The organism is Psychrobacter sp. CX90 (assembly GCF_057396305.2).
The window spans coordinates 3,071,096-3,089,033 of sequence record NZ_CM182008.1 but is presented as its reverse complement, the minus strand read 5'-3'; the positions used below and the strand labels follow the sequence as shown (position 1 = coordinate 3,089,033).

Genomic DNA, 17,938 nt, shown 5'->3' with positions numbered 1-17,938 from the left:
AACGCCAAAATTAGGTATAGATTATTTATTAATGGGGGATGAGTAGCCAATTACAAGTTAAAAAAGCCAGCACAAGGCTGGCTTTATGACATTTAGCTTGATTTCATTCATCTGAATAATCTCAATAAACACAACGTCATTATTTATTTGCTGAAACTCTCTAATAGCGCTGGGATACCTGGTAACATTCCTACCATGGCCATGACGACAGTCAATAAGATGAACATAGCTGCCGGTATAATCCAGCGGCTCATTTTAGTTAGATTAGCGCTTCGCTCTTTTGAGCCAATCAAGCCTAAGTTATCAAGCAGTACCGTGAGCGACCAACCAAATGCAGGATTAACCAATGCTGAGGCAAATACTACAATAGCGGCAGACTGTGTCGTTTTTCCTTCACGTGTCATTTCCATCCCAGCTTCAAGTAACGGAATGAATACACCCACAATCAGCGCCACACACATGACAGGCTCCCAGATAGCCAAGTCCATTGGGTACCCCCATATAGAAGCTACCACGCAAAAAAGTGCCGTCAAAATCGCACCTGCAGGAATCGGACGTTTAGCAATAGCAGCCGGCACAATATAGGTACCCCAAGATGAAGCAAAGTTTGCACCACCTAGTGCAGACCCCACCACCTGACGAAAAGAAGTACTGACCATGGTGTCATCAATATTCATTACAACTTTTTCAGTACGTTCTGGATAACTAATTTTTTGAAAGACTTGATGACCCAAAAAGTCTGGGGACCACATAGCCACTGCTAAGATTGCAAATGGTAATACAACGATAAAGCTCTCTAAACTTGGTAACCCCAGCATCCAACCTGTATTGTCGCCCCACCAATAAGCAGGGCTCATATGAGGCATACCTGGTGCTGTCACAAAATTGAAAGGAGCACCTAGTAAGAATGCGCTTCCACCTCCTAATAAACAGCTTAAAGGTACGGCAAGCCAACGCTTATTAAAGTGTTCTAAAATGGCATACAATATGATTGTTCCTAGAATTACCACAAAGGCTATATGCGATAAACCTATGCTTTCTGACCAAGTTAGTAGTTTTTTTACTTGACCAGTTGTTCCAATAAAGCCGAGGTAAAGTAATAAACCACCGCATACCCCTTTACTGGTTAAGTTTGCAAGTAAGCTGCCCCCTTTACTTATTGCAAGTAACAGACCAAATAGACCAATCAACAAGCCAAAAGCCATTGGGTGGCCACCCGCAAGTACCACAATAGGAATCAAAGGTATGAGTGGACCGTGCGTTCCCGCTAGGTTGGCTGTCGGTAATAAAAAACCTGAAAATAAGACAATAAATAAAGAAACGATAAGCAACTCATATCGTACGTTTTCCAATATAAATGCATTATTTAAATCTAATGCGCCAGCAAATGTTGCTGCAATTGCGCCCACCATTACAATTTTACCAATCGTCGCTGCTAAGGCAGGAATCGTATCTTCAAACTCAAAACGATAATCACGAAAAGGGAGGTTCGGTTTCCAGCGCTTTGGTTGCATAATCTGCAACTCGTGATTTAAATAAGCATCACGGCTATCAAAACTTGAGCTAGGTTTATGCAGTTCCTTATACTCGTCCACTAACGATATATCATTGTTAATAGCAAGGGATTGTTGATAACTCTCTGAATTAGACATTTGGCTATTATTCATTTTACCTCCTTTTGCAAATGCGAGATCCTCCATGATAACCATCAAAGATTAATATAATCGAAAGCCTCAATTTGCACATTTGGTACCATTATAAGGCGCTTATTTTAAGTCAACATCCCCAAAATTACGAGCCTAAATTAAAAACTGATAAAAATTAGCCACTTACCCTTATTGTAATATTAATCCTTAAGTAGACTAAAATACTATAGTCAAAGAAGTCTAAAATGGTTACAAGGCAACCGAGTGCAAGTACTACTGGAGTAGGCTTAACGAGGTTAACACCGTAACCGTTTAGTAGTTCGCTGACTACATAATCAAATGTTTAATGTATCAATGTGCTAAGTCCAATATCATCAAAAGCTAGCCGTTTTAACAAGGTAGTTAGTTATGCTAGGTCGTTGTATAGGCAAAATATCAACCATCACACAAAAGACCCCCAACCTTGTATAAAGGGTGGGGGTCTTAGTTTTAATAGCCACAAGCTGATTAATCTATAGCTAATAGATTACATAGGTAAAAGAAGCGGCTAAGCTTAAATACCTGGAGCTGTTTCAACTGCGTCTGGAACACCAGCGTCAGTTTTAGGCTTTTCAGATGAGCGGTAAGCCAGCTTTTCACGAATACGCGCAGATTTACCAGAACGCTCACGCAAGTAGTAAAGTTTCGCACGGCGAACAGCACCACGACGTTTCACTTCAATGCTATCAATAATTGGCGAATGCAATTGGAAAGCACGCTCTACGCCAATACCACTGGATATTTTACGCACAGTAAAGGCAGAGTTTAAACCGCGATTACGTTTCGCAATAACCACACCTTCAAATGCTTGAAGACGCTCGCGGTCACCTTCGCGTACTTTAACTTGGACAACTACGGTATCTCCAGAAGAAAATTTTGGATGTTCACGTAGTTGAGAAGTTTCAACTGCTTGTACTAATGGATGTACGTTGCTCATGAGAATGCTCCTCACATGGGATGACAGAGGCTCCACGCATGCCACCCGTTTATAGTAATTGCCTTATACGCTTAATATTGGCGACATAAGGAAACGGGAATAATAGAATCTAATAATTTTTTAAACTCACATGTCATAATCAATGACATCTAATCTAATAAGGTGATTAATAATATAGTCACTAACTAATCTAAATTAGTTAGCAATATCTCTGGATAATAAATATTTAATATATAGCCAGCAAGATATCAAAGAGGCATACTCACAATTTACTCTATCTCGCTTTTAGCCTGCTTAAGCAATTTTTTCTGATCTGGGGTAGGGTTAAACTTCTCCCATAAATCAGGACGGCGCAACTTGGTGCGTTTCACTTGTTGTATAAAACGCCATTTCGCAATATTAGCATGATGACCAGACAACAACACTTCTGGAACGCCTAAGCCTCCAAACTGATGAGGTTTTGTGTAATGGGGACAATCAAGAAGTCCATCAACAAACGAATCTTGCTCAGCAGATTTCGCATCGCCCATTACATTGGGTAATCGACGAATAACGCTATCCATCAAAACCATTGCAGGGAGCTCTCCACCTGTTAACACATAGTCTCCAATGGAAACTTCCATATCAACATGCTGGATTAGCAATCGTTCATCAATACCCTCGTAACGACCACACAATAAAATCATGCCATCAAGCTTGTTAAATGATATCACCACACTTTCGTCTAAAATACGACCTTGCGGAGATAAATAAATTACTGGGCAGTGCTGAGCATCAACCGTACAACCATGCTTTTTTGCTTGGTCTTTAGCATAATTAATGGCTTTAACCAGAGGTTCTGCCATCATGACCATACCGGGTCCGCCTCCAAAGGGGCGTTCATCAATACGGCGATAATTATCTGTGGTAAAGTCTCTAGGGTTAATACAGTCAATAAAGACTTGTTTATGATGTACTGCTCGACCAGTAATGCCGTAATCTGTAATAGATTTAAACATCTCCGGTAAAATTGTGATGACCGCAAAATACATTTTATCTTTCCAGCCAACCTTAGTCATCAATCAAGTCTGTAAACGACAACGAATACGACTTAAAGTATGGGAATTAAAAATCACGTTCCCAATCTACAGTTAATTGACCCCTGTCCAAATCAATACCATCAATTGTCTGCTTATGCCATGGAATCAAGCGTTCTTCATCATCAATACTGTCTGCGCTTGGTTTAATAACCATTACTTCGTGCGCGCCAGTCTCAAATAGCTCTTTGAATGTGCCTAAACACTCATCTTGCTTATTGACCACCCTAAGTCCAATTAATTCAGACAGGTAGTATTCATCATCAGCTGCTTCAGGAAAAGCGTCTTTAGCAACCCAAACACTGACACCGTTCATAATCTCAGCCATGTTGCGATCAGCGATTTGTTCAAACTGCGCAACAAGACCCGATCCTTGACGACGCCAATTACTCACAGTAAGCGGTTTAAAGCCACTCGCTGTTTTCATCCACCACGGCTGCATATCAAAAATAATGTCATGGTTTTCAGTTTCACTATAAACCCATAACCAACCTTTTATGCCGTAAGGTTTTTTTAGCGTTGCTATTTTAACTAGACTGTCAGCACTAGGTGCATTCATAAGTATTTGCTGCACTATCTATCATATATGATTAAAACAGGCATGTATCATTAAAACAGGTATTACTAAAAGATATCACTGCTAAAAGAAACAACTTGCTCTAAAATGAGATACAATCCCAAGTTAAATATTAAGCAGTTTCTGTTGCTGCTTCTATCTTATAGCTTTTTACCAATGCCTTAACTCGATCCGAAGGCTGTGCACCTTTCTCGATCCATTCATTGTAAGCTTCTAGGTCTAAACGTAAAGGCACATCTTGACCTTTAGCTAGTGGGTTATAAAAGCCAATGTTTTTGATGTAGCGGCCATCGCGTGAACGACGCTGATCTGCAACAACAACTTGGTAGAATGGGCGTTTTTTGGCACCGCCCCGTGCTAAACGTATAACAACCATTTGATTTCTCTCATCCGTAGGTATACCAAAAAGGGCATAATTATATCAGAATATAATATAATTGGGAACCTCTAGTTCAACTAATTTTTAACTATAAAACGATATGTTTATGAAATCTTCTTTTTTGACATCTTTTTGGCCAAATTTACGTCTTATCCCACGCTCTAATACTTGGCAAACGACCATATCAGTCATGCTCATTGTTATTTTAAGTGTGGTGGTGTCTATTTGGTTTTTTTGGCGTAGTCTATATTTACCTGAACTTCAAAATCATGCTCGATATCTCGCAACTGAGCTCAAACTTGTGCAAGCCACCCGTGAGCGTTGGAAAACCAATCCTGAAGTATTAAATTGGATTTTAAATCATAATCATATTGCCGTTGTGGAAGATCCTAAACATTTCCCAGATGTTTCTAAAAAGGCAGTTGCAGGCTTCTTTACAAATATCTTAGAAGAAGAAATTAGCAAGCAGATTGGTCGAGAAACAACTGTTTATTTTAAATTCAAACCCACTCCACAGCTTTGGATTCAAGATTCTGGCACAACTAATTACTGGATACGTGAGCCTGTTATCTTCTATGCTCAGTATAGCCCCAGTTCGCTTATCTTCTTTATATTAGGTATCCCTATATTTACACTGGTCACGATTCTGCTTTTAGTTCGCCAATTAAACCGTCCCTTACGTAAACTACAGCAAGCGGCCACCAACTATATCAATTTAGGTAGCGCTACCACCCTACCCACACGCAAAGGGACCACTGAAATAAGACGAGTCAACATGGCATTCAACCGTCTTTTCACTACCCTAAGTCAATCCCAAAAAGAGCGTACTATTATGCTAGCGGGTATTTCGCACGATTTACGCACTCCATTAACCCGTATGCGACTGACCGCTGAAATGCTACCTGACGAATTTTTGCGTGAAGGTTTAATATATGATATTGAGGACATGAATGCCATCCTTGAGCAGTTCATCTCTTTCATGAAAGACGGCTCAGATGAACCTGTAAGGTTGACAAACCTAGACTCTATTTTTAAAGAAGTCATGGTGCAATTTGCCCCTTTAGAGTTTGTTTATCAAACACACAATGTTGTACAAGTGCCCGTACGACCGCTTTCAATCAAACGATTAATCATTAACCTTGTGGTTAATGCTCAGCGATATGGGAAACCACCCATCTACCTCTCAGCAACCATTGAGCCGACATTTATTTCTGATGAAAAAATAAGTGATGAAGAGGAAACTGTATCAACACCTAATGTGATGCGTTCAGCTAAAGATCAGCTAATTATTTGTGTACGTGATTGCGGACCAGGAGTTGCAAACGATCAACTAGAGCGTATTATGCAACCGTTTGAACGTGGGGAGTCTGCCAGAACCACGCAAGGTAGTGGCTTAGGATTAGCCATTGTAAGTCGTATTGCTGAACTTCATCATGGTAGTGTTGACGCTAGAAATCATCCAGAGGGCGGGCTGCAAGTATGTGTACGAATTCCCTTGATATCTCAAACTGGTACTTATACTGCTATTAATGAGCATGACTAAAATTAGAAAAAACTAATTATAGTTAAATAAATAGCGTACCTGTAGAATTAGTCTTTAGTGCCTATTAGGGGAGGTACACTAGAGGAGGTGTTCTCAAAGTCGATAGGGGCAATGAGATTTTCTTCTGCCTCTAAAACGCTTGAGGTTGGTTTAGGCTCATACAAAAAGGTAAAGTACCCTAACACTATAATGTTTATTATTACTAAACCCAAAAATAAATATGGCATTTTTTTTCCATTCTAAGATAGAGTGAGAGTTTAAAAGCTAAGACAAATTGGCTATGCTATACCAAAAACCCCTATGTTAAGCCAAGGCTACACTGGTTAAAGGTATAAACCATATAGCTTAAACTTTTTTAAGACACATCATCAATCAGCTTACGCATACCTTTTTCTTGAGTCAAGGGATCTGCAGAGATTGTATTTGCTAAGGGGCGGATTGGCCAACGCATAATAAATCTTGCGCCACCTAAGCTTGGACTTTCATCTACACTCATTTCCCCATTAAACCAAAACGCAATACGTGAAACAATAGATAGTCCTAAACCATATCCCCCAGAGGCTCTAGTTCTGCTATCATCTAACCTTGCAAAAGGTACAAAAACTTTGTCTCTATCTTCTTCTGCAATACCTTGACCATCATCTTCGACACATACAAATGCTTCACCCTTATTTACACCTGCACTAATAAGAATTTTTGAATCCGCATAACGTAATGCATTGCCAGCTAAATTTTGCACTACCCGGTGTAAATAACGTTTATCAGCGAATGCTGTAACTTTTGGTGGAGGGGGTAACCCTACGACATTAACCGGTTTACCAAGCGCATTGGTTTCTCGAACAATTTGCTCTACTAAATCGCGTAGATTAACTGACTCAAGATCAAGCTTAGGAGAACCTTCTTCTAATTTAGCATAGGTTAAAATTTCATCAATAAGTCCATTTAATGACTCAATATCTTCATCAATATAGTCTTTCTGCATTTGTCGTGAATCAGCGTCTTCTGTATCAGCCAACATATCTACAGCAAACCTAATACGAGCAACTGGTGTACGTAACTCATGCGACACCGCTCGTGTTAGCTCACGCTGCGACTCAATCAAACGTTTAATGTGGGCGGTCATGGCATTAAAAGTAGCCGCTAACTGAGCAATTTCATCCTGACCCACGACTTGCACACGCGTATCCAGATTACCATCGCCTACTTCATTCACACCTGACTGAATAAGTTGCAATTTACGCTCTAATGGAAAAATTAGTGCGTAAACACCCAAGCTTATCAAAAACATACTGATGAGTACCACGCTGATTATCAAATTAAACGGAAACCATTTAAAAAGACTAACAGGGCCTATCAAAACAACCATATTTTCAATCTTAGAGGGGGCAATAATTTTGATGGCTGAATTCTCTGTGCTGGCACTGTCACGAAACAGTATAACCACTTCATCTCGCAACAGACGACGCATTTGATCATCATCAAGATCCATGTCTGTGGTTTTTTCAAGGCTTAATGGAAAAGCAAATTTCTCAGAAATTTGCGCCAAGCGTTGTTTTTTTGCTTCAACAGTTTCAAAGTAAGATAGATCGTTAAGCAGTAACACTGCCATTGCACGCACTTGTTGCTCAGTTACCTTTGTCATGCGAACGGTAACAATATTGTCCTCGTTTTCAATGGGATGAAATATATCAGCATATGGCGTTGGCTGGCTAACATAACGTACAACCGTCTTTTTACTTTCGAGTCTTTTTAACTCACTGGCTGTAAAGTCGATACTCTTTGATGGTTGGATACTAAAACTATTACCAAACAAGCGGCTCACATCATTCAACCAATACTGGCGTTGTATATCTGAAGGCTGTTGCTCCAAACCTGAGCTTACTAAATATAGGGCACCACTTGCCATATTTTCACGATAAGCTTGGATACGCTCTTTATTAATGGTATCTACTAATAGTTGTGCAAATAAAGCAACAAAAAGACATACGAGTAGCAGTCCAGCATATATCCTTAAAAAGATACTATGTTTTAATGACGATAAAAATGGCATGAGTTGAATAACCAAAATAATTTAATACTAGTTTACCTTAAGTTATAGATTAAGCCTATATGTCCTGCTCAGCTTTGGCGCGAAATTCAAAGAATCGCATAAACACTGCTTGAAGATTCTAACAATTATTATCCTTCTACTATATCCACGATTATTACTTCTATTACTGATATTATTAATTAAAAGCTCAAAATACCAACCCAGACAGTAAAATTAATAGTTAAAACACTACTTATTGATAAGACAAAAGCCAGTGCGATACTGGCTTTTACTTGAAATAAACAATTTGATAAAGAGACGCTAATCGTTGAACTAAAACGACTAATTACCTTCTTTTACAAATAGATACCCTTTACTGCGTACTGTTTTAATACGTTTGGGATTTTCTGGGTCGTCGCCGATTTTAGGACGAATACGAGAGATCCGGACATCAATAGAACGATCTTGACCATCATATTCAATACCACGTAAACGCTCAAATATATCTTCTCTGGATAAAATGCGACCTGCATTAGAAGCTAGCAACCATAATAAATCATATTCTGCACTAGTGAAATCGACTAGCTCCTCATTGAGAGTAACAGAACGACCTCCATTATCAATAACAAGCTCCCCAAACTCCAAGCGCTGCGGTACTTCCTCAGAAGGGGCACTATCAGATCGACGTAATAAGGCCCGAATACGTGCTAACAAAACTCTAGGTTGGGCGGGCTTAGCGACATAATCATCTGCACCCATTTCTAAACCAAGTACTTGATCCATATCTTCAGTACGTGCGGTTAGCATGAGTATTGGGTTATGATAATGAGGTCTAACTTCTCGGCATACTGTTAATCCATCACTACCAGGTAGCATCACATCCAAAACAACCAAATCTGGCTGCTCATTGACGATTCGACGTATCGCACGATTACCATCTGTTTCAATAGCCACGTCAAGACCGTTTTTTATTAAATAGTCTTGGGTTAGCATAGCAAGGCGTTCATCATCTTCTACAATAAGTATTCTTGGGCTTAACTCTTCTTCGACATTAGACATTTAAACTTCCTCAAATATTTTTATAAAGTAACAATAGTCAAATAGGTACACTGTCTTCAGAACTACTAAATAGGATAGAAGACCTAAACCAGAAAAACATAATTTCATCAAACTTATTTTCAACTTTCTGAAATAATACAGTTTGCTTATAAATTATATTACAAACATAGTTCATGTATAAGCAGATTTTTATTATTAAGTAATATTAACACATAAAAAAACAGCCTAATATAGGCTGTCTAATTATTTGTATATTACATACTAAAAGTTATATAAGATTTACAAAACTCTATGCACGGTTGCGATACTTTCTTAATGTCTGCAACTGAGCAACGGACTCTGCAAGAGATGCCAAAGCAGCGCTCGTTTGAACGCTGTCTGTTTGATTCGCAAGTTGCTGCTCTGCTTCTTTACGAGCAGCCATGATTTTGGACTCATCTAAATCGTGAGCTCGCTCAGCTGTATCTGCAAGCACCGTTACTAGCTTAGGCTGAACCTCAAGAACGCCACCTGATACATAAATTACTTCTTCATTTCCATCAGCAGTTTGAATGCGCATCGAACCTGGTTTCAGAAGTGTTATAAGTGGCGTATGACCAGCCAAAATACCTACTTCACCCTCACTACCTGTCGCAATTAACATACTAATTTCGCCAGCATATATCTCTTCACGAGCACTAACAACTCGGCACTGTAAGGTTGCCATGCGACTCTCCGTTATAAACTCATTATCTTAATAATAGAAGTATCACTTAAAAATTCAACAAAATCTAAAATAGGTATAATCTTGCCAATCAAGACTCAAATCAATCAAGCTTATACGTTTTAATTAGCTACTATAATTGATAATTAAGCAGCCGACTTCATTTTTTCCGCTTTAGCGACAACTTCTTCTATACTACCAGCCATGTAAAATGCTTGTTCTGGTAAATCATCATATTTCCCATCCAAAATATCTCGGAAGCTAGAAATAGTATCCCGTAAAGTTACGTATTTACCTGGTGCACCAGTGAATACTTCAGCAACGTGAAAAGGTTGTGATAAGAAGCGCTGAATTTTACGAGCTCGGTATACCACCATCTTATCTTCTTCAGATAGCTCATCCATACCTAGAATAGCGATGATATCTTTAAGCTCTTTATAACGCTGTAAAACTTCCTGAACACCACGTGCTACTGAATAATGCTCTTCACCAATCACTAGAGGATCAAGCTGACGTGACGTAGAATCAAGTGGATCAATCGCAGGGTAAATACCTTGCGAAGCGATATCACGACTCAATACAACGGTTGCATCTAAGTGAGCAAACGTTGTCGCTGGTGATGGGTCGGTTAAATCATCCGCGGGTACATATACAGCTTGAATAGACGTAATAGAACCCGTCTGAGTGGACGTAATACGTTCTTGCAAAACTCCCATCTCTTCGGCCAATGTAGGCTGATAACCTACCGCAGATGGCATACGCCCTAACAGTGCTGATACCTCAGTACCTGCTAATGTATAACGGTAGATGTTATCAACGAATAATAGTACGTCTTTACCTTTACCATTTTCGTCTTTTTGATCTCGGAAATATTCCGCCATGGTTAAGCCAGTCAAAGCAACACGTAAACGGTTACCTGGTGGCTCATTCATCTGACCATATACCATTGCAACTTTAGAGTTAGTAAAGTTTTCAACATCTACAACGCCGGCTTCCTGCATCTCGTGATAAAAGTCATTACCTTCACGAGTACGTTCACCCACACCCGCAAACACTGACAAACCTGAGTGCTTAAGTGCAATATTATTGATTAATTCCATCATATTGACGGTTTTACCAACGCCGGCACCACCGAATAACCCTACTTTACCCCCTTTAGCAAACGGACAAAGCAAGTCAATAACTTTAATACCAGTCTCTAAAAGATCAGTACTATTTGCCTGTTCATCATATGAAGGCGCTTGACGATGAATAGACCAATGATCTTCTGAATTCACAGGGCCTTGCTCATCGATTGGACGACCAAGTACATCCATAATTCGGCCTAGTGTTGCTTCACCGACAGGAACAGTAATCGGGGCACCCGTGCTAGACACTGGTAGCCCGCGTTTAAGACCTTCGGTAGATCCCATTGCGATGGTACGTACAACACCATCACCCAGCTGTTGCTGAACTTCTAATGTTGTATCGGTACCGTCTACAAGTAATGCTTCATAAATTTGTGGCACGTCAGTGCGGTTAAACTCGACGTCAATAACTGCGCCAATAATCTGTACTATACGACCGCTACTCATGGCGTTCTCCTTGAACTTCTAAAATATGGGCTTCTAAAATAAGTGGGTCAATTAGGAAACAGCAGCAGCACCGCCAACAATCTCCGAAATTTCTCGGGTAATTGCCGCCTGACGCAGCTTGTTATAAACTAACTGTAAATCGTCGATGAGTTCGCCAGCATTATCAGTGGCAGCTTTCATCGCTACCATACGTGCTGACTGTTCAGAGGCAATATTTTCCATCACGGCTTGATAAACGATTGATTCAATATACCTTCCAAGAAGACCATCAACAAGAGTTTTGGCATCTGGCTCGTAAATATAATCCCAATTTATCTCAGTTTGAACACCTGATTTTGTATCAATAGCTTCATCAGGTAATGGCACAAGCTGATTTACAGTAGGTTGTTGCGTCATAGCATTTACAAACTTGTTGTAAACAATATAAATACGATCTAAATGACCCTTAGAATAGTCATCAAGCATCGCTTGTACTGGAGAGTTCAATTGTTCAAAAGTTGGATTATCTCCATAATCAGTTACTGCAGAAGTTACTTTGCCACCAAAAGTTTTAAAAAAGCTCACACCCTTTGAACCGACTACTGCAAATTCTGCGTCTACAGACTGGTTTTGGTAGTCTTTTAAATGGTACATTAACTTCTTAAAAAGGTTAATATTAAGCCCACCCGCAAGACCTCGATCTGAGGTAACTAAAATATAACCGACACGGTTCACTGCCCGATCAGTCATATAGGGATGCTTGTATTCTGAAGATGCTTTAACCAAATGCGATACAACACGGCGCATATTTTCAGCATAAGGACGGCCAACTTCCATACGTTCTTGAGCACGGCGCATTTTACTGGCAGCAACCATCTGCATCGCACGCGTGATTTTCTGCGTACTTTTAATGCTGGTAACTTTAGCGCGAATTTCTTTTAAACTTGCCATATCCATTCCAATTCGGCGGGGTTTAAATGAGGATTATTTATTATACATATCATTGCATATGTGATCAGTGCTTAACTAATCACATGCCCATTTAATATGTATGATTCTGTAAAAATGTCTCAACTGAAGCTTTCAAACGACCTGCGATGTCATCATTGTAATTTGCAGTTGTATTAATTTCATTCATCAACTCAGCTTGCTCATCATGCATATAGCGTAAATAAGCATCTTCCCATGCACCGATTCTTTCAACTGGAATATCCGCTAGGAAACCTTCATTAGAAGCATATATAACCGCCGCTTGTTCAGCCACTGACATTGGTTGATACTGCTTTTGTTTCATAAGCTCGGTTACACGCTCACCATGATCAAGTTGAGCTTTAGTCGCATCATCAAGATCTGAGGCAAACTGAGCAAAAGCTGCTAATTCACGATACTGAGCTAGAGCAGTACGGATACCACCAGATAGCTTTTTAATAATTTTAGTTTGCGCAGCACCGCCCACACGTGATACTGAAATACCAGCATTAACAGCAGGTCGTATGCCTGAGTTGAATAAGCTAGATTCTAAGAAAATCTGCCCATCAGTAATAGAAATTACGTTAGTAGGTACGAAAGCAGAAACGTCACCTGCTTGAGTTTCAATAATTGGTAATGCAGTTAAAGACCCTGTTTTGCCTTTCACTTCACCTTTAGTAAACTCTTCAACATAGTCTGCATTCACTCGAGAGGCGCGTTCTAATAAACGTGAATGAAGATAGAACACATCGCCTGGATAAGCTTCACGTCCTGGTGGACGACGCAATAGTAATGAAATTTGGCGATAAGCAACAGCTTGTTTAGATAAATCATCATAAACAATTAGGGCATCTTCACCACGGTCACGAAAATATTCACCCATTGTACAACCGGAATATGGGGCTATATACTGTAGAGCAGCTGGTTCAGAAGCAGAAGCGACAACAACGGTCGTATATTCTAAAGCACCTGATTCCTCAAGCTTACGCACTACGTTTGCAATTGTAGAACGTTTTTGACCGATTGCGACATACACACATTTAATACCAGAAGCTTTCTGAGCAATAATCGAATCAATTGCCAGAGCTGTTTTACCTGTCTGGCGGTCGCCAATGATAAGTTCACGTTGACCACGCCCAATTGGAATCATAGTATCGACAGCTTTATAACCTGTCATTACAGGTTGGTCAACCGATTGGCGGGCAATTACCCCAGGGGCAATTTTTTCTACTTTATCAGTTAACTTTGCATTGATTGGGCCTTTACCATCGATTGGATTACCTAACGCATCTACGACACGTCCCAATAGTTCAGGACCTACTGGAACTTCTAAAATACGACCAGTACAGTAAGCTTTTTGACCCTCTTGAAGGCTTAGAAAATCACCCAAAACAACCGCACCGACGGAGTCTTGCTCAAGGTTCAATGCCATACCATAGACATCACCTTCAAACTCAATCATCTCACCGTACATTGCATCTTCAAGACCATGAATCTGAACAATACCATCAGATACTTTGACAATGGTGCCTTCGTTTTTAGAGGTTGCACCTGTATCAAGGTCTTGAATACGCTGCTTAATCAGTTGACTGATTTCTGCTGGATTCAATTGTTGCATTGCCTTGTTTCCTTTAATTTGTGATTGCCTGCTTACTCGCCAGTTTCTTAGCTTAATTTACTATACAGGTTTATGATTACCATTATTATAGTGAAAAAAATATAGTGAAAATAAATGCGTTGTTATGTGTAAACTATGTATTTAAGTGAATCTATCTAAAACAATACACATTACAAAATGTATCGTATTAGATAAGTTTCATAATCTGCTACTATTGCAAATTAGGGGTTAAGCCGTTAGCTGTGTTTTTAACTGTTTTAATTTGCCACGTATTGAATCGTCAACTAGTTTGTCGCCAATTTTAATTGTGGCACCTGCTATTAGCGATGGGTCTACATCTTCATGTAAAATCACGTCAGCATTTAATGACTCTTCAAGTTGCTTTTGAAGGGATACTTTTTGTGAATCAGTCAATGGATATGCAGATGTGATGTAAGCATTAACTTGCTTAAGAGCATTCGAACGATACAAACTAAACTGCTCGTGAATCTGTGGCAGTAAGCTTAGACGTTCATGTTCAGCAAGCTGCTGAACGAAGTTCTTAATAGATGTCGACGCTACTGGAAGCACCTCTGTTAAACTATTTTCTCGTTTAGCATTAGATAGCATAGCCTTGAAAGGAGTTGCTTCAGTAGTCGCTACCTGTTCGTCATAGATACTAATCAGAGCATCCACTTTACTTTGAGCGGAAATAGCGGGATTTTCAAGCATTTTCTCAAAGGCAGAATCACTAACCACGCTACTTGCGACAACTAAGAAGCCTTCCCACTCCCCAATAGCTGAGTTCTCATTAGCATAATCAAATGCTGCCTTGGCGTAGGGTCTCGCTAGTGTAGATAATTCAGCCATTATGTCCTCTTAGCACATACTCTGTGTATACATTACTTAAACGAAGATAATTCAAAACTAGGATGACTATAAATAGGATCGCTATAAAATAAACATTTGAAATAATCGATATTTATCTTACACAGACTTTATCATCATCCTTAATAAGATTTGGCCTCGATACTCACTTATGTAACCGTGGTAAATTAGCCTAAAATCACTAATCTTAAAATTAAGGTCGCTGATTCAACTGTCTTATTGAGCAGAAAATTATGATTACAGCTTAGCAGCTAATTGATTTAACATATCAGCATGCTTCTGTTCATCAACTTTTTCTTGCAAAATTTGCTCAGCACCTAATACAGCAAGTTCGGAAACTTGTACACGTAGACTTTCACGAGCTTGATTAATCTCAAGATCAATTGATTCACGTGCTTGCTGGCGGATACGTTCACCTTCAATTTGAGCTTGAAGTTTTGCTTCTTCGATGAGTTGGTTAGCGCTTTTATTTGCCTGATCAATTAAGGCAGCAGCTTTAACTTTTGCAGAAGCAAGTTCTTGCTCAACTGACTGCTCAGCGCTTGCTAAATCAGCTTTCGCTTTTTCAGCTGCATTAAGACCTTCAGAGATTTTTTTCTGACGTTCATTAATAGCACCTATCAACAAAGGCCATACGAATTTCATGCAAAATATAACAAAAATTGCAAACGCAATGGACTGACCGATAATGGTTAGATTGATATTCACACGATCACCTCTTTATTTATAAAAATCAGTATAATTGACCATTCAAGCTAGTCTTTATATTAAAGTTTAACTCTCTAAGAATGGCCAACAGGGGTCACTGATGTTTAAATTAAGCTAGAGGGTTGGCGAATAATAATAACATCGCAATACCAACACCAATCATTGGAACCGCATCAAGAAGACCGGCCACAATGAACATACGAGTTTGAAGTTGTGAACCAAGCTCTGGTTGACGTGCTACGCCTTCAAGAAATTTACCGCCTAAGATAGCAAAACCAATACCAGTGCCTAGAGCCCCTAGACCGATTAATAATGCAACTGCGATAACTGTGTAACCACCTAATACTGGATCCATTGATGTATCCTCATTTACCTGTGAAAAACTGTAATTAATGTTCGGTTTGTGACGCCAATGATAGATAAACTATCGTAAGCATCATAAATACGAACGCCTGAAGGGTAATAACTAAAATGTGAAATATCGCCCACGGTACTGATAGTGCCCACTGAATCCAAAATGGCATTAAGGCAATCAACACAAATATCAATTCACCAGCATACATGTTACCAAACAAACGCAAACCAAGTGAGATTGGTTTAGCAATAAGCGTAACAAATTCGAGGATGAAATTGATTGGGATTAAAATTATTTTTGCAATTGGGTTCTTGGCACTAAATGGATGCAAGGTCAACTCGCCCATAAATCCACCAAGCCCTTTCTCTTTAATACTATAGTATATAATTAATGCAAATACTGAGAATGACATTCCTAGCGTAACGTTTGGATCAGTACTGGGTACAATTTTCATGTACACATGATGTGGGTCATGCCCCATTGCTGCACCTATCTTCTGCGCCAATACCGGTATGTAGTCGATGGGAATTAAATCCATCAAATTCATTAGGAATATCCATACAAATATAGTCAACGCTAAGGGTGCTATCAGCTTCGAGTTTCCGCTATAGGAATCACGCACATTAGTGTCAACAAATTCTACAATTAACTCTACAGCTGACTGCAATCTTCCAGGTACATTTGACGTGGCCTTTTTAGCAACTAACCAAAAAATGGTACAAAATAAAATACCTAGTCCTATAGACCATAACATTGAGTCTAAGTGGATGGCATAAAAGCCCATTGCCTTAGCTTCTGCAGCAGTATGTGCTACTGTCCATCCTTCGCCGGGTAAGTACCCATACGTCCAATTTGTTAAATGGTGAGCAATATAATCAGATGAGGTTATTTCAGCTGCCATAATCTTAGCTTCTTATAAGTATTGAGTTAACCATAAATTTTTAGCAAAAAATACAAAGGTGTAGTTTATTAAAGTATTACATTAAGCTTTTAGGTTTTTAAATCTTCGCAACCTATCAATTAATACTTTTTGCTAAAAATATCTGGAACTTAGAATGAATGCATATCTTAATGCAGCTTTATAAAAGTGTAAAGAAAACCTTCACTTTTTTTGCTATGTATATAAAAGATATAAGTTTAAAACGTTTTGATTATGCTAATTTCTGTTTATTTAATGTTGGATATAATAGCATTAACTGTAACTAAGGTGTCAAATCATCTCATATGTTTTTAATATTTTATGCGCACCAACCATAAACTTATAAAATAACAAATTTGCATCATTATAAAACCACTTATTACTGCACCAGCAGAGATGCGATAAGGGGACATAAAAACAATACTAAACCCTATTATCAATATGAGCCACTTTACAAGTTGACCAACATAGAGTTGGTTTACTACTCCCCTCGTTTGGATGGCGCCTGAATATTTAAATATAAACGATGCGAATATAGCTTGTGATAACCAGTTTAAAGTTGCTCCTATTACAATGCTTTTTGTGTATTGCAGTCCGCTTTTAAAATAAGAGATATCAAGAAGCCATGTTATAAAAATAATAAACAGTAACCCTATTGATCTAAATCTTGCTTGCTTTCGCAAATTCAGCCGTTGCTGTTGCTTCCTTTCGGATGCCCTTAGGGGTAATCTAGGTGCCGAATTCGAGTCAGGTAACATAACATTTCTACAACACAAAACGCCGACCATTATAGACATGGCTTATCACTAAAGCAAGATAAAACTTATCGATATTGCAATTTTATTCATTTAATTAAGGGCCACTACACTAACACTCTATTGCAGCAGCTATATTTATAGAGATAAAAACACATAGATAAGCAATGATTGTTGTCTATTTGTGCTTTTAGACAATATTATAT

At 39.0% G+C, this 17,938-nt stretch carries 18 protein-coding genes; 1 reads left to right on the top strand and 17 read right to left on the bottom strand.

Annotation, left to right across the window (positions count from 1 at the left end):
* Nucleotides 1-143: 143 nt before the first annotated feature.
* The 5 genes from AC2SLN_RS12370 to rpsP form a co-directional block, all read right to left on the bottom strand.
* Nucleotides 144-1,652: a DUF3360 family protein gene (locus AC2SLN_RS12370; RefSeq protein ID WP_486549907.1), complete on the bottom strand. Its 1,509-nt coding sequence runs from the start codon at nt 1,650-1,652 to the stop codon at nt 144-146.
* A gap of 547 nt (nt 1,653-2,199) precedes the next feature.
* On the bottom strand, nt 2,200-2,622 hold the full coding sequence (gene rplS / locus AC2SLN_RS12365) for a 50S ribosomal protein L19 (protein ID WP_486530540.1): 423 nt from the start codon (nt 2,620-2,622) through the stop codon (nt 2,200-2,202).
* A 269-nt stretch (nt 2,623-2,891) separates the two neighbouring features.
* A complete protein-coding gene (trmD, locus tag AC2SLN_RS12360; RefSeq protein WP_486549909.1) occupies nt 2,892-3,653 on the bottom strand; it encodes a tRNA (guanosine(37)-N1)-methyltransferase TrmD in 762 nt (253 codons plus the stop codon).
* A 73-nt stretch (nt 3,654-3,726) separates the two neighbouring features.
* A complete protein-coding gene (gene rimM / locus AC2SLN_RS12355) occupies nt 3,727-4,257 on the bottom strand; it encodes a ribosome maturation factor RimM (protein ID WP_486549809.1) in 531 nt (176 codons plus the stop codon).
* Nucleotides 4,258-4,387: 130 nt separating this feature from the next.
* Entirely contained in the window at nt 4,388-4,651 is a 264-nt protein-coding gene (rpsP, locus tag AC2SLN_RS12350) for a 30S ribosomal protein S16 (RefSeq protein WP_486549811.1), read from the bottom strand.
* Between the two features lie 109 nt (nt 4,652-4,760).
* Here rpsP and AC2SLN_RS12345 point away from each other — a divergent pair, with 109 nt between their 5' ends.
* Nucleotides 4,761-6,197: an ATP-binding protein gene (locus AC2SLN_RS12345; protein ID WP_486549813.1), complete on the top strand. Its 1,437-nt coding sequence runs from the start codon at nt 4,761-4,763 to the stop codon at nt 6,195-6,197.
* Nucleotides 6,198-6,244: 47 nt separating this feature from the next.
* Here the strand turns inward: AC2SLN_RS12345 and AC2SLN_RS12340 are convergent, their stop codons facing one another.
* The 12 genes from AC2SLN_RS12340 to AC2SLN_RS12285 all read right to left on the bottom strand — a co-directional run bounded on the left by AC2SLN_RS12340 (nt 6,245) and on the right by AC2SLN_RS12285 (nt 17,735).
* On the bottom strand, nt 6,245-6,424 hold the full coding sequence (locus AC2SLN_RS12340; protein WP_486530544.1) for a hypothetical protein: 180 nt from the start codon (nt 6,422-6,424) through the stop codon (nt 6,245-6,247).
* A 128-nt stretch (nt 6,425-6,552) separates the two neighbouring features.
* The gene (locus AC2SLN_RS12335) at nt 6,553-8,247 is read right to left on the bottom strand and encodes an ATP-binding protein (protein ID WP_486530545.1); all 1,695 of its coding nucleotides are present in this window, start codon (nt 8,245-8,247) and stop codon (nt 6,553-6,555) included.
* Between the two features lie 321 nt (nt 8,248-8,568).
* A complete protein-coding gene (locus AC2SLN_RS12330; protein ID WP_486530546.1) occupies nt 8,569-9,285 on the bottom strand; it encodes a response regulator in 717 nt (238 codons plus the stop codon).
* Between the two features lie 289 nt (nt 9,286-9,574).
* Nucleotides 9,575-9,991 carry a F0F1 ATP synthase subunit epsilon gene (locus AC2SLN_RS12325; RefSeq protein ID WP_486530547.1) on the bottom strand — a complete coding sequence of 139 codons (417 nt, stop codon included), beginning with the start codon at nt 9,989-9,991 and terminating at the stop codon, nt 9,575-9,577.
* A 143-nt stretch (nt 9,992-10,134) separates the two neighbouring features.
* Entirely contained in the window at nt 10,135-11,562 is a 1,428-nt protein-coding gene (gene atpD / locus AC2SLN_RS12320) for a F0F1 ATP synthase subunit beta (RefSeq protein ID WP_486549815.1), read from the bottom strand.
* Nucleotides 11,563-11,613: 51 nt separating this feature from the next.
* On the bottom strand, nt 11,614-12,492 hold the full coding sequence (gene atpG / locus AC2SLN_RS12315) for a F0F1 ATP synthase subunit gamma (protein ID WP_486530549.1): 879 nt from the start codon (nt 12,490-12,492) through the stop codon (nt 11,614-11,616).
* Nucleotides 12,493-12,583: 91 nt separating this feature from the next.
* Nucleotides 12,584-14,128: a F0F1 ATP synthase subunit alpha gene (gene atpA, locus AC2SLN_RS12310; protein ID WP_486549817.1), complete on the bottom strand. Its 1,545-nt coding sequence runs from the start codon at nt 14,126-14,128 to the stop codon at nt 12,584-12,586.
* A 228-nt stretch (nt 14,129-14,356) separates the two neighbouring features.
* Nucleotides 14,357-14,977 carry a F0F1 ATP synthase subunit delta gene (locus AC2SLN_RS12305; RefSeq protein WP_486549819.1) on the bottom strand — a complete coding sequence of 207 codons (621 nt, stop codon included), beginning with the start codon at nt 14,975-14,977 and terminating at the stop codon, nt 14,357-14,359.
* Between the two features lie 255 nt (nt 14,978-15,232).
* Nucleotides 15,233-15,703 (bottom strand): F0F1 ATP synthase subunit B, encoded by a 471-nt coding sequence (locus AC2SLN_RS12300; protein WP_486549820.1) that lies wholly within the window; start codon nt 15,701-15,703, stop codon nt 15,233-15,235.
* A 109-nt stretch (nt 15,704-15,812) separates the two neighbouring features.
* Nucleotides 15,813-16,058 carry a F0F1 ATP synthase subunit C gene (gene atpE / locus AC2SLN_RS12295; protein WP_096065249.1) on the bottom strand — a complete coding sequence of 82 codons (246 nt, stop codon included), beginning with the start codon at nt 16,056-16,058 and terminating at the stop codon, nt 15,813-15,815.
* 34 nt (nt 16,059-16,092) lie between these two features.
* The gene (gene atpB / locus AC2SLN_RS12290; RefSeq protein WP_486549822.1) at nt 16,093-16,959 is read right to left on the bottom strand and encodes a F0F1 ATP synthase subunit A; all 867 of its coding nucleotides are present in this window, start codon (nt 16,957-16,959) and stop codon (nt 16,093-16,095) included.
* 329 nt (nt 16,960-17,288) lie between these two features.
* Nucleotides 17,289-17,735 carry an ATP synthase subunit I gene (locus AC2SLN_RS12285; protein WP_495057375.1) on the bottom strand — a complete coding sequence of 149 codons (447 nt, stop codon included), beginning with the start codon at nt 17,733-17,735 and terminating at the stop codon, nt 17,289-17,291.
* Nucleotides 17,736-17,938: the final 203 nt, after the last annotated feature.